This is a genomic window from Phreatobacter sp. GW821-FHT04C01, from assembly GCF_059420385.1.
In genome coordinates this window covers 301,758-326,065 of record NZ_JBWKTP010000007.1, presented here as the reverse complement: position 1 = coordinate 326,065, position 24,308 = coordinate 301,758, and the positions used below count along the sequence as shown (strand labels likewise).

At 68.4% G+C, this 24,308-nt stretch carries 24 protein-coding genes and 1 pseudogene; 11 read left to right on the top strand and 14 right to left on the bottom strand.

Annotated elements, in window-relative coordinates:
* Positions 1–43 precede the first annotated feature (43 nt).
* Positions 44–1,156 (top strand): NADH:flavin oxidoreductase/NADH oxidase, encoded by a 1,113-nt coding sequence (locus tag AC07WJ_RS25565; RefSeq protein ID WP_494937489.1) that lies wholly within the window; start codon positions 44–46, stop codon positions 1,154–1,156.
* Positions 1,157–1,510: 354 nt separating this feature from the next.
* Here the strand turns inward: AC07WJ_RS25565 and AC07WJ_RS25560 are convergent, their stop codons facing one another.
* The 5 genes from AC07WJ_RS25560 to AC07WJ_RS25540 form a co-directional block, all read right to left on the bottom strand.
* Complete coding sequence (locus AC07WJ_RS25560) at positions 1,511–2,299, bottom strand: IclR family transcriptional regulator (RefSeq protein WP_494937488.1); 789 nt, start codon at positions 2,297–2,299, stop codon at positions 1,511–1,513.
* 467 nt (positions 2,300–2,766) lie between these two features.
* Positions 2,767–4,017 (bottom strand): NAD(P)/FAD-dependent oxidoreductase, encoded by a 1,251-nt coding sequence (locus tag AC07WJ_RS25555; RefSeq protein ID WP_494937487.1) that lies wholly within the window; start codon positions 4,015–4,017, stop codon positions 2,767–2,769.
* Positions 4,018–4,125: 108 nt separating this feature from the next.
* Complete coding sequence (locus tag AC07WJ_RS25550; RefSeq protein WP_494937486.1) at positions 4,126–4,449, bottom strand: 2Fe-2S iron-sulfur cluster-binding protein; 324 nt, start codon at positions 4,447–4,449, stop codon at positions 4,126–4,128.
* 7 nt (positions 4,450–4,456) lie between these two features.
* Positions 4,457–5,680, bottom strand: a complete 1,224-nt coding sequence (locus AC07WJ_RS25545; RefSeq protein ID WP_494937485.1) for a cytochrome P450 — start codon at positions 5,678–5,680, stop codon at positions 4,457–4,459.
* Between the two features lie 181 nt (positions 5,681–5,861).
* Positions 5,862–6,809 (bottom strand): LysR family transcriptional regulator, encoded by a 948-nt coding sequence (locus AC07WJ_RS25540; RefSeq protein ID WP_494937484.1) that lies wholly within the window; start codon positions 6,807–6,809, stop codon positions 5,862–5,864.
* Positions 6,810–6,961: 152 nt separating this feature from the next.
* Between AC07WJ_RS25540 and AC07WJ_RS25535 the strand changes: the two genes are divergently transcribed.
* The 7 genes from AC07WJ_RS25535 to AC07WJ_RS25505 all read left to right on the top strand — a co-directional run bounded on the left by AC07WJ_RS25535 (position 6,962) and on the right by AC07WJ_RS25505 (position 12,469).
* Positions 6,962–7,603 (top strand): glutathione S-transferase family protein, encoded by a 642-nt coding sequence (locus AC07WJ_RS25535; protein WP_494937483.1) that lies wholly within the window; start codon positions 6,962–6,964, stop codon positions 7,601–7,603.
* 55 nt (positions 7,604–7,658) lie between these two features.
* Positions 7,659–8,582, top strand: a complete 924-nt coding sequence (locus AC07WJ_RS25530; protein WP_494937482.1) for a DMT family transporter — start codon at positions 7,659–7,661, stop codon at positions 8,580–8,582.
* 35 nt (positions 8,583–8,617) lie between these two features.
* Positions 8,618–8,947 (top strand): DMT family transporter, encoded by a 330-nt coding sequence (locus AC07WJ_RS25525; protein ID WP_494937481.1) that lies wholly within the window; start codon positions 8,618–8,620, stop codon positions 8,945–8,947.
* 98 nt (positions 8,948–9,045) lie between these two features.
* Positions 9,046–9,972 carry an ABC transporter ATP-binding protein gene (locus AC07WJ_RS25520; protein WP_494937480.1) on the top strand — a complete coding sequence of 309 codons (927 nt, stop codon included), beginning with the start codon at positions 9,046–9,048 and terminating at the stop codon, positions 9,970–9,972.
* Entirely contained in the window at positions 9,969–10,730 is a 762-nt protein-coding gene (locus AC07WJ_RS25515) for an ABC transporter permease (RefSeq protein WP_494937479.1), read from the top strand. The genes AC07WJ_RS25520 and AC07WJ_RS25515 overlap by 4 nt, the downstream gene beginning before the upstream one ends.
* A gap of 239 nt (positions 10,731–10,969) precedes the next feature.
* Positions 10,970–11,332: a phasin family protein gene (locus AC07WJ_RS25510; RefSeq protein WP_494937478.1), complete on the top strand. Its 363-nt coding sequence runs from the start codon at positions 10,970–10,972 to the stop codon at positions 11,330–11,332.
* Positions 11,333–11,629: 297 nt separating this feature from the next.
* Positions 11,630–12,469: a universal stress protein gene (locus AC07WJ_RS25505; protein ID WP_494937477.1), complete on the top strand. Its 840-nt coding sequence runs from the start codon at positions 11,630–11,632 to the stop codon at positions 12,467–12,469.
* A 39-nt stretch (positions 12,470–12,508) separates the two neighbouring features.
* Here the strand turns inward: AC07WJ_RS25505 and AC07WJ_RS25500 are convergent, their stop codons facing one another.
* Positions 12,509–13,237, bottom strand: coding sequence for a Crp/Fnr family transcriptional regulator (locus AC07WJ_RS25500; protein WP_494937476.1), 729 nt, complete (start codon positions 13,235–13,237; stop codon positions 12,509–12,511).
* Between the two features lie 143 nt (positions 13,238–13,380).
* On the opposite strand from AC07WJ_RS25500, the gene AC07WJ_RS25495 reads away from it, so the two are divergent.
* Positions 13,381–13,860, top strand: coding sequence for a hypothetical protein (locus AC07WJ_RS25495; RefSeq protein ID WP_494937475.1), 480 nt, complete (start codon positions 13,381–13,383; stop codon positions 13,858–13,860).
* A gap of 17 nt (positions 13,861–13,877) precedes the next feature.
* Here AC07WJ_RS25495 and ccoS read toward each other — a convergent pair.
* The 8 genes and pseudogenes from ccoS to ccoN all read right to left on the bottom strand — a co-directional run.
* Positions 13,878–14,030 (bottom strand): annotated as a pseudogene (gene ccoS, locus AC07WJ_RS25490) (cbb3-type cytochrome oxidase assembly protein CcoS); the annotation flags it as partial.
* 14 nt (positions 14,031–14,044) lie between these two features.
* On the bottom strand, positions 14,045–16,300 hold the full coding sequence (locus tag AC07WJ_RS25485) for a heavy metal translocating P-type ATPase (protein WP_494937474.1): 2,256 nt from the start codon (positions 16,298–16,300) through the stop codon (positions 14,045–14,047).
* Positions 16,297–16,815 carry a FixH family protein gene (locus AC07WJ_RS25480; RefSeq protein ID WP_494937473.1) on the bottom strand — a complete coding sequence of 173 codons (519 nt, stop codon included), beginning with the start codon at positions 16,813–16,815 and terminating at the stop codon, positions 16,297–16,299. The genes AC07WJ_RS25485 and AC07WJ_RS25480 overlap by 4 nt, the downstream gene beginning before the upstream one ends.
* 20 nt (positions 16,816–16,835) lie before the next feature.
* Positions 16,836–18,296, bottom strand: a complete 1,461-nt coding sequence (ccoG, locus tag AC07WJ_RS25475; protein WP_494937472.1) for a cytochrome c oxidase accessory protein CcoG — start codon at positions 18,294–18,296, stop codon at positions 16,836–16,838.
* A 182-nt stretch (positions 18,297–18,478) separates the two neighbouring features.
* Complete coding sequence (gene ccoP / locus AC07WJ_RS25470; RefSeq protein WP_494937471.1) at positions 18,479–19,360, bottom strand: cytochrome-c oxidase, cbb3-type subunit III; 882 nt, start codon at positions 19,358–19,360, stop codon at positions 18,479–18,481.
* Between the two features lie 2 nt (positions 19,361–19,362).
* Entirely contained in the window at positions 19,363–19,515 is a 153-nt protein-coding gene (locus AC07WJ_RS25465) for a cbb3-type cytochrome c oxidase subunit 3 (protein ID WP_494937470.1), read from the bottom strand.
* Between the two features lie 16 nt (positions 19,516–19,531).
* Positions 19,532–20,269, bottom strand: coding sequence for a cytochrome-c oxidase, cbb3-type subunit II (gene ccoO, locus AC07WJ_RS25460; RefSeq protein WP_494937469.1), 738 nt, complete (start codon positions 20,267–20,269; stop codon positions 19,532–19,534).
* 11 nt (positions 20,270–20,280) lie between these two features.
* Positions 20,281–21,903, bottom strand: a complete 1,623-nt coding sequence (gene ccoN / locus AC07WJ_RS25455) for a cytochrome-c oxidase, cbb3-type subunit I (protein ID WP_494937548.1) — start codon at positions 21,901–21,903, stop codon at positions 20,281–20,283.
* Positions 21,904–22,183: 280 nt separating this feature from the next.
* On the opposite strand from ccoN, the gene hemN reads away from it, so the two are divergent.
* Positions 22,184–23,536: an oxygen-independent coproporphyrinogen III oxidase gene (gene hemN / locus AC07WJ_RS25450; protein ID WP_494937468.1), complete on the top strand. Its 1,353-nt coding sequence runs from the start codon at positions 22,184–22,186 to the stop codon at positions 23,534–23,536.
* A gap of 13 nt (positions 23,537–23,549) precedes the next feature.
* Positions 23,550–24,248 carry a sulfite exporter TauE/SafE family protein gene (locus tag AC07WJ_RS25445; protein WP_494937467.1) on the top strand — a complete coding sequence of 233 codons (699 nt, stop codon included), beginning with the start codon at positions 23,550–23,552 and terminating at the stop codon, positions 24,246–24,248.
* The last annotated feature ends 60 nt before the right edge of the window (positions 24,249–24,308 follow it).

Below are 24,308 nucleotides of genomic sequence, written 5' to 3'. Positions count from 1 at the left end.
GTGACCCGGCCGCCCTGCCCGTTCTCATGCCCTGGATAGCCGGATGACCAGCAAGCTGTTCACCCCGATCACGCTCGGCCCGCACACCTATGCGAACCGCATCGCCATTGCCCCGATGGCGCAATATAGCGCCGTCGACGGCAACCCGACCGACTGGCACCTGATCCACTGGGGCACGCTCGCCACCTCGGGCGCCGGCCTGGTCATGATCGAGGCGACAGCGGTCGAGGCCGACGGACGCCCGACCGCTGGCGATATCGGCCTCTATAACGACGACAACGAAGCCAATCTGGCGCGCGTCCTGGCTTCGATCCGCGCCTATGCGCCGGCCAGGTTCGGCATCCAGCTGTTCCATGGCGGCCGCAAGAGCTCGACCGCCGTCCACTGGCTCGGCGGCCAGCCGATCCTGCCGGAGGACGGCGGCTGGCCGACACTGGCGCCTTCCGCCATCGCCTTCGGCAGCGGCCCGGTGCCGCGCGCCGCCGAGGCCGCCGATCTCGTCCGCATCCGGGCGGCCTTCGCCGATGCGGCGGCCCGAGCGGTCCGCGCCGGCTTCGACCTGATCGAGTTGCACGCCGCCCATGGCTATCTGCTGCACCAGTTCCTGTCGCCGATCAGCAATCGGCGGAGCGACGCCTATGGCGGCGCGCTGGAAAACCGGCTGCGCTTTCCGCTCGAGGTGTTCGAAGCGGTGCGCGCCGCCGCCCCCGGCGTGACGCTCGGCGTCCGGCTCACCGGCTCCGACTGGATCGACGGCGGCATCACGCCGGACGAGGCCTCGGCCTTCGCCCGGGCGTTGAAGCAGCGCGGCTGCCACTATGTCGACGTGTCGAGCGGCGCGCTCGATCCGAGCCAGAAGGTGGTGGTCGGCCCCGGCTACCAGGTCGCCTTCGCCGAACAGGTCAAGCGCGAGGCCGGCATTCCCGTGCGCGCCGTCGGCCTGATCGTCACGCCGGAACAGGCCGAGGAAATCGTCGCCTCGGGCCAGGCCGACCTGATCGCCATTGCCCGGGCGGCCCTCGCCAATCCGCGCTGGCCCTGGGACGCCGCCCATGTGCTCGGCGCCAAGATCGACATCGCCCCGCAATACCAGCGCGCCGCCTCGGGCGTCTGGCCGGGCTGGGCCATGCTGTCGCTGAAGGCGGCGGCGGAGTAAGCGGTTCGGGCGGGAGCTTAGCCGCACCGACCGTCACACGATTCCAGGGGCACGTCGCCGCGCCCGTGCGGAAGGCATCGCGTCGGTCCGGGCTCGACGAAGCCAAAAAAATCTCTACGTCATTCCCGGCCGAGCCCGGCAGAAGCCCTCGCTTCTGCCGGGACGAGGGGAAGGGAATCCAGGGGTTGCAGGGCTTGTCCGTCGACGCCGCGAAACCACCTGAACGTTGGTGCGGAGAGCGCGGCCTGTGGACTCCTGAACCCCCTTCCCGCCCTCGCTACGCTCGGGCGCCGGGGGTGACGTCCAGCACTGCCGTCCCCGTCGTTGGGAGTTTGATGCGCCAGCCCACCAATCTTAAGTACTGAGCGCGCGGGCGGCCTCGATGGCGAGCGGCGCGAAGCGCTTGCGGAAGTCTTCCACCGACCATTCGCTGAGCGAGCCGGCGATGTGCACCGCGCCGACGGGATGACCGGCATTGTTCTTGATCGCCGCGGCCAGCACGATCTCGCCGATCAGGGCCTCTTCCACCGCGTAGGAATAGCCCTCGCGGCGGATTTCGCGGATCTTGTCCCAGACCCTGTCGATATCGGTGATGGTCTTCTGGGTCATCGGCCGCTTTTCCGAACGGTCGAGAATGTCCTGCACCTGTTCGTCAGGCAGCAGCGCCAGGCAGGCGCGACCGCCCGACGAGGTGAAGGTCGGGATGCGGCGGCCGGCGAGCGTCGCATAGAAGGTCTCGCGCTTGCTCTGCAGGCGAATGGCATAGACCACCGAGAGGTCGTCGAACTTGCTGTCGAACAGGCTGAGATCGACGCGCTCGCCCGCCATCTTGCGCAGATCCATCAGCACCGGGGTCGCACGCTCGATCAGCGGATTGGAGCGCAGATAGTCGAAGGACCGGTCGAGGAACAACCGGCCGAGCGTCAGGCCGCCGTCATCGGCGCGCTCGAGATAACCACGGCTCAGCAGAGTCTGGCCGATGCGCTGGGCGGCGCTCTTGTTGACTCCGGCGCTGGCCGCGATCTCGCCGAGCGATTTCGGCCGCGGGCTCTGGGCATAGGCTTCCAGAACGTCGAGGGCGCGGGCGACCGATTGGAGAAACAGCCGCTCGTCGACCGGTGAAAGACGCCCGTTCTTGCTCATTGCCTTGCCCAGATTGCTGTTGCGGCCGGCGCGCGCATCAGGCCGATGGGCGCGTGAAGCCGATTTGTTGGGCAATTATGTCGCAGCCGGCGAGCTAAATCAACACGACCGTATTGAATATCGATACTATTTAGCCGAATTCCGTTGGCGGCAGATGCCACGGCAGTGTTCGACGATCCAAGGCAGGATGCAAGGACAGATCAGTTGCCGACCGGGTGGAACTGCAACCGTCGCGGGACGATCGAATATTGGTCGCCAAGCGCATGCGAACCAACCCTCTCCCATGGGGAGAGGGTGGCGCCGTCAGGCGCCGGGTGAGGGGCGTAACCTCTTAAGGATGCAGCCGGCGCCCGCGCCGCATGCCGCCCCATCCGGACATGGACGTCCCCTCACCCGCCAGCTACGCCGGCACCCTCTCCCTTTGGGAGAGGGTTGATTTCACGGCCTTTTTTCGTGAGGGAGCCCCCTCACCCGCGCGCGCGGCCCTCACGTCCGGAGGCGCCGGCGAGTGTCTTCAGGTCGAAACCGCAGGCCTCGAAATCGGCGAGCGTCAGGTCGGGCGAGGCGGCGAGCAGGCGGCGGGCCAGCATGTTGTCGGCCGGCTTGTTGACCGATTCGACGCCGAGGAACCGGCCGTCCTTGAAGCAGAAGATCGAGAACCGGCCATCGGCCAGGGCGCCCTGCAGCACGGCCTGGTCATGGCCGGCGGTGAGGCCTGCCATCTGCAGCTTGCTGTCGCCCTGGTCCGACCAGAACCAGGGCACGGCCCGATAGGCGTCCGGGCGGCCGGCGAGACGGGCGGCGACGGTGCGCGCCTGATCCGCGGCGTTCTGCACCGATTCCAGCCGGATCATCCCGCCGGAAAAGCTGCTCGGATGGACGGCGCAGTCGCCGATCGCGGAAATCGCGGCGTCGCTGGTGACCAGGTGCGCATTGACGAGAATGCCGTTGTCGACGGCAAGGCCAGCCTCGGCGGCGAGCTCGGCATTGGGCACGACGCCAATGCCGGCGACCACCAGGTCGGCCTTCAGCACCCGGCCGTCGCCGAGCCGGACACCGGTGACGCCTGCGGCATCGTGCTCGATCGCCACGACCTGGGCATCGAAGGAAAAGTCCGTGCCCCAGCTCTCGTGCCTGCCCTGGAAATAGCCGGCGCAAGCGCCACTGACCGCGCGCGCCATCAGCCGCGGGCCAGCCTCGACGACATGGACGCGGCGGCCGAGCTTGGCGGCGACGGCGGCGAATTCGAGCCCGATGAAACCGGCGCCGATCACCACGATATCGGCGGCGCCGGCGAGCTTTTGCTGGAGCGCCCGGGCATCGTCGATCGAGCGGAGATAGGCGACCTCGCCACGCTCCGCGCCGTCGACCCGCAAGAGCCGGTTGCGGGCGCCGGTGGCAATGACGAGATGGTCATAGGCGCGACGCGTGCCGTCGGCGAGAGCCACGGCGCGGCCCTCGCGGTCGATGGCGACCACGTCCACGCCCTGGACGAGATCGATGCCGAGCTTTTCCAGGAAGGCCTGCGGCCGAAGATGCAGGCCGGTCTCGTCGACGGCGCCGAGCAGGAAGGCCTTGGACAAGGGCGGGCGCTGATAAGGCACGCTTTTTTCGGCACCGATCAGCGTGACCTTGCCCTCATAGCCCTCTTCGCGAAGCGAGATCGCGGTCTGCAGGCCGGCCTGGCCGCCGCCGACGATAACGATGCCCGAACTCATTGGCCGTCTTTCCTCACATGACATGGCGCGCGCCTGACATGGCGCGCCGGCCGCGCGGACGCCATGGCGGCATCCGCAAGGCTGATCCGCGATGGTCCGAATCCAGAGCTAGATCTGCGCCTCGGCGACCTCCAGCACGAGACCGTCGAGCCCGTCGGACATGGCGATCTGGCAGGCGAGCCGGCTGTTCGGCCGGCGCGGCGCGGCGGTGACGCCGAGCATTTCGTCTTCGGTCGGCGAAACCGGGTCGAGCCGGTCGAACCAGGCCGGGTCGACATAGACATGGCAGGTGGCGCAGGCCATGGAGCCGCCGCACTCGGCGACGATGCCGCGCACCTGGTTGCGCAAGGCGGCCAGCATGGCGCTGTCGCCGCTCTTGACCGCGAGCGTGACGCGTTTGCCGTCGGGCTGGATGAAGGTGACGTCGGGCATGACGACCTCAAGCCGCCTTGACGTGCAGCGGCAGCGTCTTGAGGCTGCGCAGGTTGTTGTTGAGGCTGCGCGTCGGCTCGCCGGCAAGCGTCATTTCGCCGACCCGGTTGGCCATGGCCTTCAGCACCGCCTCGCCTTCGAGCCGGGCGATCATCTGACCGATGCACATGTGAATGCCGTTGCCGAGCGCGAGATGGCCGAGCGTCGAGCGCGTCAGGTCATAGTCGTCGGGGCGTTCCCAATAATCGGGATCGCGATTGGCGGAAGCCAGGATCATCAGCACCTTGCTGTCGTTCTCGATCAGCGTGCCGTCGACGACCACCGGACGCATGGTCTGGCGGCAGACGTTCTGGATCGGGGTTTCGAGCCGCATGGCCTCCTCCAGCGCCTGGCGCGCGCGCGCCGGGTCCTGGCGCAGCAGCGCCCATTGCGCGGGATCTTTCGCCAGATACCAGAGCGCCGCCGAAATGCTGCTGGTGGTCGTGTCGAGGCCGCCGCGCAGAAAGGAGCGCACCAGCAAAGGCGCGATGTCGGGCGCGATGTCGCCGGCATCGGAGGCCAGGAAGATCTTCTCGCCGAAGCCGCCCGGCACCAGGCTCTCGCGCTTCATGCTGTTGTTGTACCAGTCGGTGATCTCGTCCGCCCGGCGCTGGGTCGCTTCGTAGCGGGCATTGCGCGGCCCCTGCCCGTCGAAATTCAGTTCGCCCAGCAGGAACAGGTTGGCGCGCCGCTCGGGCGACCAGGCGAGCCCGAGTGCATCGGGAAAGGTCTTGGCGACATAGGTCTCGGCGAGGTCGTCGACGCCGCAGAACTCGCCGCGCTCGACCAGCTCGACGACCAGGCGATCGGCCTCGCGCTCGAATTCCTCACGCCACTGGCGGATGACCGCGGGCGACAGGATCCGCTGCAGCGCGGTGCGCACCTTGGTATGGTCGGGCGGATCGACCTCGACGATCGGGCTGCCCGGCCGCCAGGCATCCGGTTTCCTGATATCGGCGAGACCCGAGCCGCCGGTCGACGAGAAGGTCTCCCAGTCCTTCAGCGCCGGCTGGATGTCGCGATGCCGGCCCATGACATAAACGCCATAGCGGCTGAGATAGGACACCGCGCCCGCGCCGCGCACCGCGGCATGCATGGCATAGGGCTCGTTCAGCACGTCATCGGCATAGGGATCGACATCGATGACCGGAGCCGGCTTGCCTGACATCTCGCCGGTTGCTGGATGGCTCATCTCTGCTGTCCCTCTCGATCATGGTCGCGGCTTCGCGCGTCCGTATTGTTCAGCGATATTGGCGTATTGTCATCAATGCTAGCGGGGGGCTTCCACGCCTGTCAATTCGATCGACGGGGCGATGGCCTGCGGCGCCGGCATGGCGGCCATGACGACAATAGCGGAAGACCGGCGCGCGCCGTCACGGGGCACTGCGCCCCTCCAGCAGGTCGCGCTCGGCGCCGAGCGCCGCCGCCATGAATTCGGTGAAGGCGCTGACCCGGCCGGTACGCCTGAGGTCTTCGTGGGTGAGCACCCAGAGATCGGTCGCCATGGCGGCAATGGGAGCGTGGATGCGGGCAAGCCCCGGCGTCCGGTCGCCGAGATAACAGGGCAACGCCGCGACGCCGAGGCCGGCAAGCGCGGCGTTGCGCATCACCACGAGCGAATCCGCGCGCAACGCGATCCTCACCCCCGGCAGGGTCGCGCGCATCCAGCGGGCGATCGTCGACGAGGCCAGACTGTCGTCCGGCGCGATCCAGTTTCGGTTCGCCAAATCGTGGTTCGCCAAATCCTGGTTCACGAAGTCCTGGTTCGCGAAGTCCTGGGCGGCCCCCTGCGGCGGCACCGCGGCGGACGCCGCATAAAGCGCAAAGGCAATGCCCGAGACCCGGCGGCCCACCAGGGCTTCCGGCGGATCGCTGGCCGGCCGGATCGCCACATCGGCATCCCGCCGGGTTAGGTTGGCCAGCGCATTGGCGGTGGCGATCTCGATCAGGATGCCCGGATGGGCCAGGCGAAACCGGGCGATCAGCGGCGGCAGGACCGAGGCCATCAGCGTATCGGTGGTGGTGACCCGGAGCGTGCCCTCGAGCCGGAGGTCCTGGCCGGCCAGCCGACGTTCGAGCGCCGTCACGGTCGCCGACATGCTGCGCGCCGTCGCGAGCAGCTCTTCGCCGCCGCCGGTCAGCGCGTAGCCGGCCGGCAGGCGGTCGAACAGGCGCAGGCCGAGCCGCCGCTCGAAGGCGTTGACCCGCCGCAGCACGGTCGTGTGGTTGACGCCGAGCGCCCGCGCGGCGCTCGCCAGCGAGCGGGCATCGGCCACGGCGAGAACGTAGCGCAGGTCTTCCCAGTCGATCGGGCCTTGCATCGGTCGTGCCCCGTGGATTTCGGTGCAACCTAGCATGTCACTGTGCGCTTTTGCAGAGATATGCGGCGCGAACGCAGATCGCGCGGCGTTTATGCACCGACCATCTTGGCATCGAACCGGCGCGCCGCGCCGGATATGCCAGGAACCCGCGGATGACCCCTATCCAGCTGCACACCTACCAGACGCCGAACGGGCACAAGGCCTCGATCATGCTGGAAGAGACCGGCCTGCCCTACCAGGTCCATGTCGTCGACATCGAGCGCGGCGACCAGCACAAGCCGGCCTTCCTGGCGCTCAACCCGAACAACAAGATCCCGGTCATCGTCGATCCCGACCAGGGCCGCACGGTGGTCGAGAGCGGCGCCATCCTGACCTATCTCGCCCGGCGCTCCGGCCGCTTCGTGCCGGCGAGTGAGGAGGACCGCCAGGTCGCCCTGCAATGGCTGCTGTTCCAGGCCGCCCATGTCGGGCCGACGCTCGGGCAGTTGTGGAACTACAAGGTCTTCGCGCCGGACAAGATCCCCTTTGTCATCGGCCGGTTCGAGAAAGAGACCGCCCGCGTCCTGAACGTGCTGAACGGCGAACTCGGCAAGCGGGCCTTCCTCGCCGGCGAGAGCTATGGCATCGCCGACATCATGACCTGGCCCTGGATCCATGCCGGGCTCCGGCACCTGGGCGTCGAGCTCGGCGCCTATCCGCATCTCGCCCGCTGGTTCGAGACGATCGGCGCCCGGCCGGCGGTCCAGCGCGGCCTCGCCGTTCCCGCCCTCGGCAACCGGCCCGACCTGGCCTGATCTCACCACCATCAAGCGGCGATCGGCCCCCGGGCGCCGCCCCAGGATATCCGTCATGGACACGCTCTTCATCCCGCTGTCTTTCGTCGCCGGCGGCCTGCTCGCCGTGCAGGCCGGCGCCAATGCACAACTCGCCAAGGCGACCGGCAGTCCGTTCACCGCGACGACCTTGCAACTGATCGTCGGCACCGCACTTCTGGCCTTGCTGGCGCTCGCCACCGGCACTTTCGCGGCGCTCGCCGAGCTGCCTCACGTCGCCTGGTGGCACGCCGTCGGCGGCACCGCGAGCGCCTTCTACGTCGTCTCGACCATCCTGCTGCTGCCCCGGCTCGGCGCCGTGGTCAGCGTCGGCCTGATCATCGCCGGCCAGATGCTGGCATCGCTCGCCCTCGACAGTTTCGGGCTGCTGGGCGTGCCGGCGCGCGGCCCCGGCTTCTTCACCCTGGCCGGCACGCTCGGGGTCCTGCTGGGCGCGGCGGCGGTCGTGTTCGGCCAGCCCGGCGGTCCGGGCGCGGCCAGGCCGCATCCGGGATGGTTGATGTTCGCGCTCGTCGCCGGCGCGGTGCTGCCGGTGCAGGGCGCGGTCAATGCCCTTCTGCGCCAGGATCTCGGCGCGCCCTTCGCGGTCGCGGCGGTGAGCTTCTTCGTCGCCACGATCACCATGGCCGGCCTGTCCGGGCTGCTGCTCGCCCTCCGCCGGCAGCCGCGCACATCGCCCCTGCCCGGCCTCGCCGCCATGCCCTGGTGGGGCTGGCTCGGCGGTTTTGCCGGAGCGACCTATGTCACCACGCTGTTCACCGCGATCCCGGTCATCGGCACGGCCGCCGCCGTCGGCCTGACGGTCGCCGGCCAGCAGCTCGCGTCCGTCCTGGTCGACCGGAACGGCTGGTTCCGGCTCGCCCAGCGGACGGTCTCCGGCCTCCGGCTCGCCGGCGTCGGCCTGATCATCACCGGCGTCGCCGTGCTCAAGCTCGCCTGAGCGCCCGCGCCCGAACCCCAAGGGATCACCTGTCCATGTCGCCCGCATCCGCCTGGACCCTGCTCATCCTGTCCGGCCTCGCCGATGTCGCCTGGGCCGTCACCACCAAGCTCTCCGACGGCTACAGCCGCCATGGCTGGACCGCCGCCTCGGTGGCCGCCCTCGTCATCTTCCTCGCACTGCTGACCCAGGCGCTGAAGGTCCTGCCGCTCGGCACGGCCTATGCCGTCTGGACCGGCATCGGGGCGGCCGGCTCGGTCATCGCCGGGCTCGCCCTGTTCGGCGAAACGATAAGCGCGGCGCGCATGGCAGCCGTGGCGCTCATCATCGGCGGCGTCATCGCCTTGAAAGTCCTGCCGGAATGAGCCCGCCCGGCCCCCGTCCCACAGGAAAACGTTCTCCGAAGCGGACTTTGGGCAGGCCCGGGCTCGTGTCCAGGTTGCGGATCGGCTAAACTCGTTCCATGCAGCCGATCATATCCGTCGCCAACCTGTCCAAGACCTATGCATCCGGTTTTCAGGCGCTGAAGACCGTCAATCTGGAGATCCGGCGGGGCGAGATCTTTGCCCTGCTGGGACCGAACGGTGCCGGCAAGACCACGCTGATCGGCATCATCTGCGGCATCGTCAATGCATCCACGGGCTCGGTCAGCGTCGACGGCCACGACATCGCCAGGGACTACCGGGCGGCCCGCGCGATGATCGGCCTGGTGCCGCAGGAGCTCGCCACCGACACTTTCGAGACGGTGTGGGCCACGGTGTCGTTCAGCCGCGGCCTGTTCGGCAAGAAGGCGAACCCCGCGCACATCACCAAGGTGCTGAAGGACCTGTCGCTCTGGGACAAGAGGGACAGCAAGATCATGACGCTGTCCGGCGGCATGAAGCGCCGGGTGCTGATTGCCAAGGCGCTGTCGCACGAGCCGCAGATCCTGTTCCTCGACGAGCCGACCGCCGGCGTCGATGTCGAGCTGCGCAAGGACATGTGGCAGGTCATCCGGACGCTGCGGGATTCCGGCGTCACGGTGATCCTGACCACCCATTACATCGAAGAGGCCGAGGAGATGGCCGACCGGATCGGCGTGATCAACCACGGCGAGATCATCCTGGTCGAAGACAAGATCGAGCTGATGCGCAAGCTCGGCAAGAAGCAGCTGATCCTCGAATTGACGGCCAAGCTGGACGCCCTGCCCGAAACGCTTTCCGACCACGCGCTGACGCTGAACGGCGACGGCAGCGAGATGATCTACACCTATGACGGCACGCGCGAGCGCTCGGGCATCGCGGCCCTGCTCGCCGACCTCAACCAGGCGGGCATCCGGTTCCGCGACCTCCACACGACGCAAAGTTCGCTCGAGGACATCTTCGTCGACCTGGTCAGCAAAAAATCATGAACCTGCACGCCATCCGCGCCATCTACCTGTTCGAAATGTCGCGCACCTTCCGCACGCTGCTGCAGAGCATCGTCTCGCCGGTTATTTCGACCTCGCTCTATTTCGTGGTGTTCGGCGCCGCCATCGGCTCGCGCATCACCGAGATCGAGGGCATCAGCTACGGCGCCTTCCTGGTGCCCGGCCTGATCATGCTGATGCTGCTCACCCAGAGTGTCGCCAACGCCTCGTTCGGCATCTATTTCCCGCGCTTCACCGGCACGATCTACGAAATCCTGTCGGCGCCGATTTCCTATGTCGAGATCGTCATCGGTTATGTCGGCGCGGCGGCGACCAAGTCGATCATTCTCGGCCTGATCATTCTGGCCACCGCCGGCCTGTTCGTGCCGCTGCAGATCGCCCGTCCCGGCTGGATGCTGGCCTTCCTGGTGTTGACCGCGGTGACCTTCAGCCTGTTCGGCTTCATCATCGGGGTGTGGGCCGACGGCTTCGAAAAGCTGCAGGTCATCCCGCTCCTGGTGATCACCCCGCTGACCTTTCTCGGCGGCAGTTTCTATCCGGTCAGCGTGCTGCCGCCGTTCTGGCAGAACGTCGCCATGTTCAACCCGGTGGTCTATCTGATCAGCGGTTTCCGCTGGAGTTTCTTCGGCATAGCCGACGTCCACATCGGCATCAGCCTGGGCGCGACCGCACTCATGCTGGCCGCCTGCATCGGGGTGGTCGGCTGGATCTTCAAGACCGGCTACCGGTTGAAAACCTGACCGGCCGGAGATTTTGATCCGGGCCGCCCGGCGCCTCACAAAGGCCGAAAAGCCGGCGCCATCGTCGCCGCGTTCGCAACAGCGCCTGCCGCCCGTCCCTGTCCGGACGGGGTGAATTTCTTTGGCCCCCGGCCGAAGAAGGGCTGGTGCTCGTCTGGCGTCCGGCCGGCGCCGACGCGCTCCGCGCGCCCGGCGGCCGGATGCAAGGCATTGATCACGCTCGACCGAGGGAGGCCACGATGGCGAGCCGAGACCCGAAATTCGAAACGACGTCCGAACCTGCCGACAGCCGCGAGACGTTGGTGGCCATGGCGGCGGCGGCACCGGTGATGATGCAGAGCCTTCTGGAGAGCCAGCGCGACGTGTTGACCGCTGGCCAGCACCTGGTCGAGGAAACCTTCAGCTTCGCGATGAAACGGCTCGACGCCCAGCGCGACTTCTTCGCCGCCCTGACCGACGCCAAGGACCCCGACGCCCTGACCCGGCTTCATACCGAATTCTGGAACCGCGCGAGCGCCGATTATGCCGGCGAGTTCAAGAGCGTGACCCAATCGGTTCAGGGCATGGTCGAGAAGCTGCAGCCGCCGAAACGGGCGGCCTGATCCCAACCTGTCGCGGCGCGCTGGCGCCGTCGGATCGGCGAAACCCGGATCACGGCCAAATCTTGGCATCCGCGCCGGCTTCGGACGAAGGGCCGCCATGCGGCGGAGCCGGCACCCATCGGGATCCCAAACGCGTCTCGAGCGTCTAGACTGGGCGGAACTCGCCTTGCCCGGGCTTGTCGCGGGCAAGGCGACGTCTTGGCCCCGGATGTCATCCTGGGCGAAAAGCCCAGGCGATCCCTGGGACCAAAGCCAGGCGATCGTTCGCCGACAGGCATGGCAGACCGGAGGCGGGACATGGTGAAGGACATCGTTGTGCATCTCGACGGCGGCGTCGAGGACGAGACGCGGCTGTCTTATGCGGAGCTTCTGGCCGCTGGCCGGGGCGCCCATGTCACCGGCCTCTATACCAATGTCATGCCCGATATCGCCATGATGGCGACCCCGGAGGCGGCGGCTGCGGCGGCAACCGTGTTCACCGAGCTTGAACAGGCGGCCATCACCCAGGGCGACGCGACCGCGGCGCGGCTGCTGGCGCGGCTGACCCGCTCCGGCCTGCCGGTCGAGCTCGCCCGGTGCGACCAGCGCCTGGGCGAACTCAGCCTGGCGGCGACGTCGGCGGCGCGCGTGGCCGACCTGTTCATCACCACCGCGCCCTATCGCGGCGGCGACGGCACCAATTGGGACGGGCTGGCCGAAGCCGTCCTGTCCGACAGCGGCCGCGGCACGCTGTTCGTGCCGCCCGGCCTGCCGGCGCGCGGACCGATCCAGCGCATCCTGGTCGCCTGGCGCGACACCCATGACGCGGCGCGCGCGGTGGCCGAGGCCCTGCCCTTCGTCGCCGCCGCAAGCCGCGTCGATCTGGTCATGGTCGATGCCGACCCGAGCGAAAGCGGCGCGCCCGCCGCCGATATCGCCAGGCACCTGACGCGCCATGGCGGCAAGGTCGACGTCAAGGCCATCGCGTCCGAGGGGCGCAGCATCGCCCAGGTGCTGATCGACGAGGCCGGCCGCGGCGCGACCGATCTCGTCGTCATGGGCGGCTATGGCCACTCGCGGCTCAGGGAATGGGTGCTCGGCGGCACCACGCGCGACATCCTGACCGCCACCACCATTCCGGTGCTGATGGCGCATTGAGGGCGGAACCGCCCGGCCGGCTCCGGCCGGTCCGGCGGCTCAGCCGCGCGCCAGCGCGGCGAGCCGGCCTTCGTCCAGCACCCTGACGGCGTCGGGGACGATCAGGATGATCTTGTCGCGCGCCAGCTTGGTCAGGGTCCGGCTGACCGTTTCGATCGTCAGCCCCAGATAGTCGGCGATATCGAGGCGCTGCATCGGCAGCTGGATCGTCACCGAGGGCGCGGTGATGCGGGCCCAGCGGCCGCGCATGCCGACCAGGAAGGCCGCGAGGCGCTCCTCGGCCGAACGCCGCCCGATCAGCATCATCTGCTCCTGGGCAATGACCAGCTCATGGGTGGCGAATTCATGCAGGCGGCGCAGGAAATGCGGCTTGTCGGTGATCAGCCGATCGAATTCGACGCGATCGAACCGGCAGAGCGTCACGTCGTCGACCGCATCGGCAGAGAAGCCGTAGCGATTGTGCAAGGCAAGGCCCAGGAAGTCACCGGGCATGGCGAAGCCGATCACCTGCCGCCGCCCGTCCGACAGCATCTTGTAGAGCCGCACCACGCCTTTGGTGACCGAGAAGACGGCCCGGGCTTCCTCGCCCTGATGAATGAAGGTCGACTTCGCGCCGTGGGCGACATGCCGGACGATGGCGTCGAGCTCGGGCAACTCGCTGGGCGCCATGGCGGCGCAGACCGCCAGCGCCCGCACGTCGCAGGTCGCGCAATCCGTGACCTCGCTCCGGCGCGCACACGCCTCGGTCGTCAGCAGGTCTTCCACCATGATGTCCCCTAGAAGCTCTCGTCGCGGCGGTCGGGCCAAGGAGTCATAGATCTTATCGGCTCCGCGGCACTTGATCCATGACAAGGACAGCACGAGATCCCACCCGCATCGTCGCGCCAGACAGTTCGGATGGTGAGAGCCGCATGCCCATGTTCAACGCCCGCATCATCGGCACGGAGGATTCCATGGCCGTCTTCGGCCTGGTCCGGCTGTGCTATCCCGAGATCGAGGCCAGCGCGTGGCGCGGCCATCTCGCCGGGCTCGGCCGCGGCAAGCGCCGGCGCGCCGGCTGCGTTGTCGTCAGCGACCAGCGCGGTTATGCCCATGCCGCCTGCCTGTTCCGCATCACGCCGGATCCGCGCAGCGGCCGGCGGCTGGACATCTCCTACCTGTCGAAAGCCGAGCTGCCGGCCAGCACGGCGCCGGACGTGCTGTTCGCCTTTGTCGATCAGCTCGCCCGCGACGAGGACTGCGCCACCATCGTAGTGCACGACACCCAGGCGCGCATCGCCGAAGACCGGCTCGCCACCTGGAGCGGCATTGGCCGCGACCTGATCAGCCATCACTTCGCGCCCGGCGCCATCGGCTTCGAGAAATCGGTGGTCGCGCCGCTGGCCGGCTGATCCGGCCCGGCGGACCGTGAGCGGTCCGGCGGCGCGTCATCCATGATGGCGCGCCAGGCGGCGCCGTCGAGATCATCATATTGTCCCGTGTTGAGCGACCAGAGGAAAGCGGTGAGCCCGAGGCCGCCGAGCCCCAGCGCCAGCGGCACGAGAATGACCAGGATGTCCATGGCGCGGGTCTCCTCTAGGAACGCGCCGGCCGGGCGCGCAGCGCATTGGCGGTGACGATGACCGACGATCCCGACATGGCGAGCGCGGCGATCAGCGGCGTGACCAGCCCGGCAATCGCGATCGGCACGGCAACCGCGTTGTAGACCACGGCGAGCCAGAGGTTCTGCGTCATCAGGCGCCGGGCCCGGCGGGCAACCGTCAGCGCCGCGCCGACAGGGGCGAGCCGATCGCCCAGGAAAACCGCGTCGGCGGCCGCCTGGGTCAGGTGGACGGCGGTGATCGGCGACAGCGAGACATGGGCCGCGGCCAGCGCCGGTGCGTCGTTCAGGCCGTCGCCGACCATCAGCACCCTGGCGCCCGACGCTTTCAACTGATCGAGGCGGGCGATCTTCGCCGCCGGATCGAGACCGCCGGCATGGCGCCAGATGCCGAGTTGGCCGGCAATGCCGCGGACGGCCTCGGGCCGGTCCCCCGACAGGATCTCGACACGGAAGCCCGCCGCCTGCAGCGCGGCCACCACCGCGGCCGCATCGGGACGCAGGGCCTGGCGGATCGCGAAGACCTGCCGGCGCGCACCATGGGACAGCGCGATGACCGAAGCGTCGGGATGGCGTGCCAGGAGCTCGGCCGCCTGCCCCTCGGCGTCGCAGAACACCGGGCTGCCGAGCCGGGCCTCGATCCCGTCGACGATGGCCGAAACGCCCTGCCCGGCGGTCTCGACGATACCATCGAGCGGCGTGCCGGCCGACGAGGCCTTGGCCAGCGCCTTGGCCAGCGGATGATGCGATCCGAGCGCCAGCCGGCCGGCCAGGAGCAGAAGATCGGGGGCGACGCCCCCGGCCTCGGCGAGGGCCGGTTCGGGCAAGGTCAAGGTGCCGGTCTTGTCGAAGACGACGGTGTCGACCTCGGCGAGCCGTTCCAGCGCGTCGCCGGCCTGCAGCAGGATATTAGCGCGAAACAGCACGCCCGACGCCACGATCTGCACCGCCGGGATGGCCAGCCCCAGGGCGCAGGGACAGGTGATGATCAGCACGGTAATGGCGGTGATCAGCGCCGGCTGCCAGGCGGAGCCGAGCGCCAGCCAGCCCGCGAAGGTGGCGAGCGCGGCCACGTGAACCACCGGCGAATAGAGCCTGGCGGCGCGATCGGCGAGCCTGAGATAGGCCGAGCGCAACTGCATGGCGCCGTCGACGAGGCGGGTCACCTCGTCCAGCAGCGTGCCGCTGGCCGCCGCCGCCACGCGGATGCGCAAGGCGCCGCTGCTGTTCAGCGTGCCGGCATAGACCTGCGCGCCCGGCCCGACCGCCAGCGGCATGGTTTCGCCGGTGACCAGGCTCTGGTCGATATCCGACCGGCCGTCGACCACGATGCCGTCGACGGATATGCGCTCGCCCGGCCGCACCAGCACCAGGTCGCCGGCCATGACGGCGCCGATCGGCACCTCCTGGAGCCGCGTCTCCGAGACGAATTTGATCGCCGTCTCGGCCTTCAACGCGGCGATATTGGCCGCGACCGCATGGGTCTTGCGGCGCATCAGGGCATCGAGATAGCGGCCGATGAGCAGGAAGAACAGCAGCATCACGGCACTGTCGAAATAGGCATGATGGGCATGGCGCGCGGTCTCGACCAGCGACATGGCCACCGCGAGCAGCACGCCGAGCGAGATCGGCACGTCCATGTTGAGCCGGCCGGCGCGCAGGGCCGCCAGCGCCGACCGGAAGAAGGGCTGGCCGGCATAGGCAACCGCCGGCACTGCGATCAGGGCCGACAGCCAGTGGAAGAAGTCGCGCTGTTCCGGCGTGATGTCGCTGGCATTGCCGGACCAGACCGAGACCGACAGCAGCATGATGTTCATCATGGCGAAGCCGGCGACGCCGAGGCAGCGCAGCAACGCTCCGGTCTCCCTGGCGTCCTGGCTGTCGAGGCGTTTCGGGTCGAAGGGATAGGCCCGATAGCCGAGGCGTCCCAGGGCTTCGATGATGCGCCCGGGCCGGACGAGATCCTCGCGCCACTCGACCGTCAGGCGCCGGTTGGTCAGGTTGACCCGGGCCGCCACCACGCCGGGCTCACGGAGCAAGCCGGCTTCGATCACCGGCATGCAGGCGGCGCAGGTGATGCCGTCGACCGCGAGGTCGAGCCGGGCGAGGCCGCCGTCCAGGGGCTGGACGAACAGCGACAGGTCGGCTTCGTCGCGCGCCGGCGGCGGCAGCGCGGCGGTCAGGCCGCCTATGGCCGGGCTGGCGAGCGCCGTGGTTCCGGACGTGGTCATGGCAGCTGGATCCGGTTGCGTGAGCGATGGAGCAGCGCGCCGTCGCGCCGTCCAATGATGACGAGGTCGAAGGCGCCGGTGGCGACCGCCTCGGCGAAGCCGGCATAACGCCCCTCGCCCGCCGCCCGCAGGGCGAAGATCCGGTCGGCCGCCGGCTCGGTCGGCCGCACCAGGAGCGCCGAGAGCTCCAGGCCCTCGACCGGCCGGCCGTCGGCCGTTCTCAGCGCGAGGTCGAGCGCCGCCGCGCCGCCGGCCGCGCGCTCGACATGGGCCTCGATCACCCAGCCTTGCGCCGCGCGGATGCGCGCCGCTTCCAGCTCGGCGTTGAAGCGCTGGCTGGCGCGATAGCCGTTGTCGGTGACCGTGCCGGGCATGGTGCCGACGGCCAGCGTCGCCATGACGGCATTGACCAGGACGATCACGCCGAAGAAGCCGAGCATGATGGCCAGCACGGTGCGGCCGGTCAGCGGCCGGCCCGCCGGTTTCGCGGCGTCGATGGGGCGCGTGATATCCATGGCTTGCCTCCCGGGCCCGGTCACGGGCTGATGAAGTGATCGCGCGCGACGGCGACTTCGCCGGTGCCGAGTTCGGTGATACGCAAGGTGATCGCCGTCGACTGCGCCAGGGCGGCGCCCGGCGGCGTGGTGACGTGCACGACATATTCACGGGTCGTGTCCGGACCGACTTCCAGCAGCGGCCATGACCCTTCCGTCGGCAAGCTGCCGATCGCCGTCACCCGGGTCGCCAGCGGCAGGTCGTCGACCGCCAGGACGAACAGACGCGCCTGCGCACGCTTGTTGAGGACGCGCACGGTATAAGCGTTGCGCACCGCCCCGTCGGAGAGCCTGACGAACAGCGGATTGCGGTCGTGCAGCACCGAGAGGTCGGTGAAGGAGCGGTTGCCGAGGCCGTAGAGCATGACCAGCCCGACGAGCGCCATGAGCGCGGCGTAAAGCACCGTGCGCGGACGGATGACCGGATAGACCTCGTCGAGGCCGGCGGCGCGCCTCTCGATATTGACGTCGTTGTCATAGGCGATCAGCCCTTGCGGGCGATGCACCTTGGTCATCACCGAATTGCAGGCGTCGATGCACAGGCCGCACTGGATGCAGCCCATTTGCGAGCCCTGGCGGATGTCGACGCCGGTCGGACAGACCACCACGCATTGGCGGCAGTCGATGCAGTCGCCCGCCGGATCGGCCGCGGCCGCAGCCTTGGCCGCCGCCTTGAGCGACATGCGCGGCTCGCCACGATCGTAGCGATAGGTGACATTCAAGGCATATTCGTCGGTCAGCGCCGCCTGGATCCGCGGCCAGGGGCACATGTAGAGACAGACCTGCTCGCGCAGCAGGCCGGCCAGCACATAAGTCGTGGCGGTCAGGATGGCGATCCAGATATAGGCCATCATCGGCGCCTGGAAGGTCGCGAGCTCGCGCACCAGGGTCGGCGCATCGGCGAAATAGAGCACCCAGGCGCCGCCGGTCCACCAAGCGATGACCAGCCACAGCAGGTGTTTCAGCGCCTTGCGGGCAAGGCGCGCGGCCGTCATCGGCTGCGCATCGGCGATCATGCGCTCGCGCCGGTCGCCCTCGATCCAGCGCTCGACGGTCATGAACAGGTCGGTCCAGACCGTCTGCGGGCAGAGATAGCCGCACCAGAGCCGGCCGGCGATGGCGTTCATCAGGAACAGGGCCAGGGCCGCCAGCACCAGGAGCCCGGTGAAATAGTAGATTTCCTGCGGCCAGATCTCGATGAAGAAGAAATAGAAGCGGTTATTGGCGAGATCGACCAGGATCGCCTGGTTCGGCAGGTTCGGCCCGCGATACCAGCGCAAGAAGGGCAGGAAATAATAGAGGCCCAGGCAAACGAACAGGATCACCCATTTGGTGGTGCGCAGCCGGCCCGTGACGCTCTGCTGGTAGATTTCGCGGCGCGCCTCGTAGAGCTCCTCGTCATCGGCCGCGGGAACAGGGGAAGCAGGCTGGACAGAGGGCATGAGCGCGTCCCGCGAGGGGAATCCGGGTGACATGGGCCGGGAGCGGCGCCACATCGCCACCATCGGCCATTGCCGGTCCGCGCACCTTGATATGCATCAAGCCGCGGGCATCGCGGATACCGAAAAAGGGGCGCGCGCCGGAGGGCCGGCGCGCGCCCTTGGCGGAGTGTCCTTCAGGCTTGTTATTGTCCCCCGCCGAAGGAATGCACATAGACCGTCAGCGCCTTGATGGTGCTTTCGTCCAGCCGCCCGGCCCAGCCCGGCATGACGCCGCCGCGCCCGGCGCTGATGGTCTCGATCAAGGTCTTCTCGTCCGAACCGTAGAGCCAGAGCGGGCTTGCGAGATTGGGGGCGCCGAGCTCGCGATTGCCCCGCGCATCGTCGCCGTGGCAGGCGGCGCAATTGGCGGCGAACAGTTCCTTCCCCTTGGCGAGATCGACGCCCGGACGCGTCGACAGCCCCGAGAACGAGCGCACCACATTCGCCAGCATGACGATCTCGGCCGGCTTCAGCATGCCGTTGGCGCCGCCGAAAGCCGGCATGGCGCCCTGGCGTGCCCGGTCGTCGCCGTTGCGGATGCCGAAACTGATGGTCTGATGAATGTCGGACAGGCCGCCGCCCCACAGCCAGCCATCGTCGCGCAAATTGGGGTACCCGCGCGAGCCGGTCGCGGACAGGCCGTGGCAGGCCGCGCAATTGTCGCCGAAGGCGGCCTTGCCCTGCGCCAGGGCGAAAGCCAGAAGCGCCGGGTCGCGGGTGATTTCGCCGACCGGCGTCGTCGCCAGCGCCGCGCCGCGCTCGGCGCGCAGCTTGCGCAGCGCATCCAGCTCGACCACGACGTCCTGGCGCGAGGCATAACCGAACAGGCCCTGGGTATGACCTGAGATCAGCGGCCAGGCGGGATAGACGACCCAATAGCCGAAAGACCAGACGATGCAGGCGTAGAACAGGTAGAGCCACCAGCGCGGCAGCGGCGAGTTCAGTTCCTTGATCCCGTCCCATTCGTGGCCGGTGGTGGTGCGGCCGCTGACGGGATCGAAATCGCCATGTTTCGTGTCGGTCATGATCAGTCCTCGCGCAGCGGGATGTGGGCGGCCGCGTCGAAGCGGGTCTTGTTGCGGGGCCAGAACGCGTAGAGGACCACGCCGAGGAACATCCCGACGAAATACAGCAGGCCGGCGGTCTGGGCGAAGATCGCCAGGAACGAATAGGTGCTCATCATCGATCCCCGCGGCTCAGCGCATGTTGGCGCTGGCGTCGTAACTCTTGAAATCCACCATGGTGCCGAGCACCTGGAGATAGGCGACGAGTGCATCCATCTCGCTCACCACGCCGCTGGTTCCGCCGCCGAAATTGCGCACCGCCGCACGCGGATAGCGGGCTTGGAACGCCTGCAGGTTGGGGCTGTCGGGATTGACCTGGGTGCGCAGGTCCTCCAGCGCCTTGGCGATCTGTTCGGCGGTATAGGGCACGCCGCCCGCCCGGTTGGCCGCCAGATGTCCCTCGGCCGCCCGCAGGTCCAGGTCGGTCGTCGCCAAGAAGGCGTAACCGGGCATGATCGATTGCGGCACGATGGAGCGCGGCTCGCGCAGATGGGTGACATGCCATTCATCGGAATATTTGCCGCCGACCCGCGCCAGATCCGGACCGGTGCGTTTCGAGCCCCATTGGAACGGCTTGTCGAACATGCTTTCGGCCGCCAGCGAATAGGGACCGTAGCGTTCGACCTCGTCGCGCAGCGGCCGGATCATCTGGCTATGGCAGTTGTAGCAGCCCTCACGGACGTAGATGTCGCGGCCGGCCAGCTCCAGCGGCGTATAGGGACGCACGCCCTCCACCCGCTCGATGGTGCTGCGCAGATAGAAGAGCGGCGCGATCTCGACCAGGCCGCCAATGGCGACCACGACGAGGATGCCGACCGTCAGGATGATCGAGTTTTTCTCGAAGATCGCATGCTTGTTCCAGAGAGACATCGTGCGTCGCCTCACGCCGCCGGGGCCAGGACGCCCATCGGCTCGGCCTCTTCGGCCTCGCTTTGGCGAACGGTCATGATCAGGTTGAAGGTCATGATCAGCGCGCCGATGAGGAACAGCGCCCCACCCATGGCCCGGATCACGTAATAGGGATGCATCGCGTCGACGGTCTCGATGAAGGAATATTCGAGGAAGCCGAGGGCGGTGTAGGCCCGCCACATCAGGCCCTGCATGATGCCGGCGACCCACATGGAGGAGATGTAGAGCACGATGCCGATGGTCGAGATCCAGAAGTGCCAGTCGACCAGGCGCAGCGAATAGAGCTGGCGGCGGTTCCACAGCCAGGGAACCAGGCAATAGATCGCGCCGAAGGAGACATAGGCGACCCAGCCGAGCGCGCCGGAATGGACGTGGCCGATGGTCCAGTCGGTGTAATGCGACAGCGAATTGACCGCCTTGATCGACATCATCGGCCCCTCGAAGGTCGACATGCCGTAGAAGGCCAGCGACACCACCATCAGGCGCAGGACCGGGTCGGTGCGCAGCTTGTCCCAGGCGCCCGACAGCGTCATCAGGCCGTTGATCATGCCGCCCCAGGACGGCATCCACAGCATGATCGAGAAGGTCATGCCCAGCGTCTGCGCCCAGTCCGGCAAGGCGGTGTAGTGCAGGTGGTGGGGGCCGGCCCAGATATAGAGGAAGATCAGCGCCCAGAAATGGACGATCGACAGCCGGTAGGAATAGATCGGTCGCTCGGCCCGCTTCGGGATGAAGTAATACATGATGGCCAGGAAGCCGGCGGTGAGGAAGAAGCCCACCGCGTTATGGCCGTACCACCACTGGAACATGGCATCCTGGACGCCGGACCAGACGATGTAGCTCTTGGGCGAATAGAGCGACACCGGCACGCTGGCATTGTTGCCGAGATGCAGCACGGCGATGGTCACGATGAAGGCGAGATAGAACCAGTTCGCCACGAAGATATGCGGTTCCCGGCGCTTCCAGAGGGTGGCCAGGAACACCATGAGATAGGTGACCCAGACGACCGTCAGGAACAGGTCGGCATACCATTCCGGTTCCGCATATTCCTTGCCCTGGGTGATGCCGAGCAAATAGCCGGTGCCGGCGATGACGATGAAGAAGTTGTAGCCGAGCACGACGAACCAGGGGGCGAGATCGCCGGCGAGCCGCGCCCGGCAGGTCTTCTGCACCACGTAGAACGACGTCGCGATCAGCACGTTGCCGCCGAAGGCGAAGATGACCGCCGAGGTATGCAGCGGCCGCATCCGGCCGAAATTGGTCCAGGGCAGATCCAGGTTGAGCCAGGGCCACGCCAACTGCGAGGCGATGAGCAGGCCGACGCTGAAACCGGCAATGCCCCAGAACACGGACGCGGCGGTCGCGAATTTCACCGGGCCGAAATTATAGTTCGGCCGGCCGTCGATCTCCTGAGCCACGGCGGCCGGCCGCGCCAGATAGCGATTGCCGAGCGCGACCACCGAGGCGAAACAGGCCAGCACGCCGAGCCAGGCGTGAAAGGCATAGCCGCCGTCGACCGCCTTGGCGGCGACGACAAGGCACAGCAGCGCCGTCGCGGCATAGGCCAGAATGGCAAAGATCTCCGCCCCCGACATGGTTTTCTGTGGTGTCGGTGTCGCCTGCACCATGGGTCGCCTCTCCCCGAGAATCCGAAGCGCAGGCGGGCCGCGCCGGCCCTCTTGCGTCGGCCGGACCATCCTCGCGTCGGGGGGCCGCGACATTGACGCAGATCAACAAGCCGGTGGTTGCCGCGCTCCGCGGCGGCCGGGTTTGATCTCGATCAAGGCGGCGGGCCGCCGGCGCGCGTCCCCTGACGTCGAGGCGGTCCGGCCGGTCGGCCGGCTCCCGCCTGCCCCGACATCAGGCTCAATATCCATGGCACCAGAGACGCCTTCGCTGATCGAGCTCGCCGGCCGCCCGGTGCCGCGCTACACGTCCTATCCGACGGCTCCGCATTTCCATGCCGGCATCGATGCCCTGGTCTACCGCCAGTGGCTCGCGCAGCTCTCGCCCTGCACCAGCCTGTCGCTCTATCTGCATGTGCCGTTCTGCGCGGCCATGTGCAGCTATTGCGGCTGCCACACCAAGGTGGTGCGGCGCGCCGAGCCGGTCCTGCGCTATCGCAGCCAGATGATCGGCGAGATCGACCTCGTCGCCTCGGCGATGGTCGCCCGCAAGGTCCGGCACCTGCATTGGGGCGGCGGCACGCCGGGCATGTTCGGCGCCGAGGGCCTGTCCGCCGTCGTCGAGCGGCTGGCGCTCAGGTTCGATCTCGCCTCCGGGCTCGACCACGCCATCGAGCTCGATCCGCGCCATGTGTCGAAAGCGCTCGCCGCCGATCTCGGCCGGCTCGGCGTCACCCGCGCGAGCCTCGGCGTCCAGGACTTCAACCCGCATGTCCAAGCCGCGATCGGACGCGTGCAGCCCTATGCCGTGGTGGCCGCGGCCGTCGACGCCTTGCGCGCGGCCGGTATCGCGGCGATCAGCTTCGACCTGATGTACGGCCTGCCGGAGCAATCGATCGACGATGTCGCGCGGACGATCGATCTCGCCGCGGCGCTCGCGCCCGATCGCATCGCCCTGTTCGGTTATGCCCATGTGCCCTGGTTCAAGACCCATCAGCGGCTGATCGACGAGGCGGCCCTGCCCGCCCCGGCGACGCGGCTCGGCCAGGAGGCGAGCGCCCGGAGCCGGCTCCTGGCGCTGGGCTACGAAGCTGTCGGCCTCGACCATTTCGCCTTGCCCGGCGACGGCATGGCGCGCGCGGCGCGGGCCAAGGACCTGAGGCGGAATTTCCAGGGCTATGCGACCGACAGCGCCGACGCCCTGATCGGCCTCGGCGCCTCCGCCATCGGGCAATTGCCACAAGGCTTCGTGCAGAACGCCACCGACCTTGCCGGCTACGGCCGCGCCATCGCGCAGGGCATGCCGGCGACCACGCGCGGCCTGCGCCTGTCGGCGGAAGACCGGTTGCGCGCCGCGGTGATCGGCGATCTGATGTGCGGCATGAGTGCGGATCTCGGCGAGGTCGCCGATCGCTTTCGCGTCGATCCCCGGCTGTTCGACGCGGATATCCGGCGGCTCGCGCCCTTGACCGAGCAAGGGCTGGTGTCCTGGGACGGCCGGCGGATCGGCGTGCCCGAGGCCGGCCGGCCCTATTTGCGCCTGGTCGCCTCCGCCTTCGACGCGCATCTGGCCAAGGCCGGCCGGCATTCGCGGGCGGTCTGAGGCACCGGACGCCATGTCGTGGCAACTGCCTGTCTATGCCGGTCTCCTGATGGGGCTCGCCGCGAGCCTGCATTGCGCGGGCATGTGCGGCGGCATCGCGTCGGCGCTGGTGTTCACGCTGGCGCCGGAGGATCGCGCCACGGACCGCGCCCGCACGCTGCTCCTGACCCAGGGCGGGCGGATCATCGCTTATGCGACGGCCGGCGGCCTTCTCGGCGCGTTCGGCTCCGGACTGGCCGGGCTGTTCGACCAGGCCGCGGCCTTTCGCGTGCTGCGCTGGGCCGCGGCTCTGGCGCTCGGCTGGATCGGCCTTTCCACCGCCGGGCTGCTGCCCTCGCTCTCCATGCTGGACCGCCTGGCCGCGCCGATCGGCCGCCGCATCGCGGCGCTGCCGCTGGCCGGCCGTGGACCGCCGGGCTCAGCAGCCCTGGCGACCGGCATCCTCTGGGGCTTCATGCCCTGCGCCATGGTCTATGGCGCGCTGTTCACCGCGCTGCTGACCGGATCCGGTGCCGGCGGCGCCGCCCTGATGTTCGGCTTCGGTCTCGGCACCTTGCCCGCGGTGGTCGGCAGCGCCTTCGCGCTGACCGCGCTGCGCCCGATGGCCCGCTCGCGCCCGACGCGCGTCGCCGTCGGCCTGCTGATCGCCGGCTATGGCACGCTGTCGCTCTGGATCGGCCCGGCCGGCACGGTGCTGTGCCTGCCGGTATGACGGGTCGGATCGCAGGAGGGACCGTCACCAGGAGAAAATGAACTCAAGTCGTGGATGGCC

Bases quoted from the DNA above. Each gene is read 5' to 3' on its own strand.
- AC07WJ_RS25565 (WP_494937489.1), top strand. From the start codon at position 44: ATGACCAGCAAGCTGTTCACCCCGATCACGCTCGGCCCGCACACCTAT.
- AC07WJ_RS25560 (WP_494937488.1), bottom strand. From the start codon at position 2,299: ATGAGCAAGAACGGGCGTCTTTCACCGGTCGACGAGCGGCTGTTTCTC.
- AC07WJ_RS25555 (WP_494937487.1), bottom strand. From the start codon at position 4,017: ATGAGTTCGGGCATCGTTATCGTCGGCGGCGGCCAGGCCGGCCTGCAG.
- AC07WJ_RS25550 (WP_494937486.1), bottom strand. From the start codon at position 4,449: ATGCCCGACGTCACCTTCATCCAGCCCGACGGCAAACGCGTCACGCTC.
- AC07WJ_RS25545 (WP_494937485.1), bottom strand. From the start codon at position 5,680: ATGAGCCATCCAGCAACCGGCGAGATGTCAGGCAAGCCGGCTCCGGTC.
- AC07WJ_RS25540 (WP_494937484.1), bottom strand. From the start codon at position 6,809: ATGCAAGGCCCGATCGACTGGGAAGACCTGCGCTACGTTCTCGCCGTG.
- AC07WJ_RS25535 (WP_494937483.1), top strand. From the start codon at position 6,962: ATGACCCCTATCCAGCTGCACACCTACCAGACGCCGAACGGGCACAAG.
- AC07WJ_RS25530 (WP_494937482.1), top strand. From the start codon at position 7,659: ATGGACACGCTCTTCATCCCGCTGTCTTTCGTCGCCGGCGGCCTGCTC.
- AC07WJ_RS25525 (WP_494937481.1), top strand. From the start codon at position 8,618: ATGTCGCCCGCATCCGCCTGGACCCTGCTCATCCTGTCCGGCCTCGCC.
- AC07WJ_RS25520 (WP_494937480.1), top strand. From the start codon at position 9,046: ATGCAGCCGATCATATCCGTCGCCAACCTGTCCAAGACCTATGCATCC.
- AC07WJ_RS25515 (WP_494937479.1), top strand. From the start codon at position 9,969: ATGAACCTGCACGCCATCCGCGCCATCTACCTGTTCGAAATGTCGCGC.
- AC07WJ_RS25510 (WP_494937478.1), top strand. From the start codon at position 10,970: ATGGCGAGCCGAGACCCGAAATTCGAAACGACGTCCGAACCTGCCGAC.
- AC07WJ_RS25505 (WP_494937477.1), top strand. From the start codon at position 11,630: ATGGTGAAGGACATCGTTGTGCATCTCGACGGCGGCGTCGAGGACGAG.
- AC07WJ_RS25500 (WP_494937476.1), bottom strand. From the start codon at position 13,237: ATGGTGGAAGACCTGCTGACGACCGAGGCGTGTGCGCGCCGGAGCGAG.
- AC07WJ_RS25495 (WP_494937475.1), top strand. From the start codon at position 13,381: ATGCCCATGTTCAACGCCCGCATCATCGGCACGGAGGATTCCATGGCC.
- AC07WJ_RS25485 (WP_494937474.1), bottom strand. From the start codon at position 16,300: ATGACCACGTCCGGAACCACGGCGCTCGCCAGCCCGGCCATAGGCGGC.
- AC07WJ_RS25480 (WP_494937473.1), bottom strand. From the start codon at position 16,815: ATGGATATCACGCGCCCCATCGACGCCGCGAAACCGGCGGGCCGGCCG.
- ccoG (WP_494937472.1), bottom strand. From the start codon at position 18,296: ATGCCCTCTGTCCAGCCTGCTTCCCCTGTTCCCGCGGCCGATGACGAG.
- ccoP (WP_494937471.1), bottom strand. From the start codon at position 19,360: ATGACCGACACGAAACATGGCGATTTCGATCCCGTCAGCGGCCGCACC.
- AC07WJ_RS25465 (WP_494937470.1), bottom strand. From the start codon at position 19,515: ATGAGCACCTATTCGTTCCTGGCGATCTTCGCCCAGACCGCCGGCCTG.
- ccoO (WP_494937469.1), bottom strand. From the start codon at position 20,269: ATGTCTCTCTGGAACAAGCATGCGATCTTCGAGAAAAACTCGATCATC.
- ccoN (WP_494937548.1), bottom strand. From the start codon at position 21,903: ATGTCGGGGGCGGAGATCTTTGCCATTCTGGCCTATGCCGCGACGGCG.
- hemN (WP_494937468.1), top strand. From the start codon at position 22,184: ATGGCACCAGAGACGCCTTCGCTGATCGAGCTCGCCGGCCGCCCGGTG.
- AC07WJ_RS25445 (WP_494937467.1), top strand. From the start codon at position 23,550: ATGTCGTGGCAACTGCCTGTCTATGCCGGTCTCCTGATGGGGCTCGCC.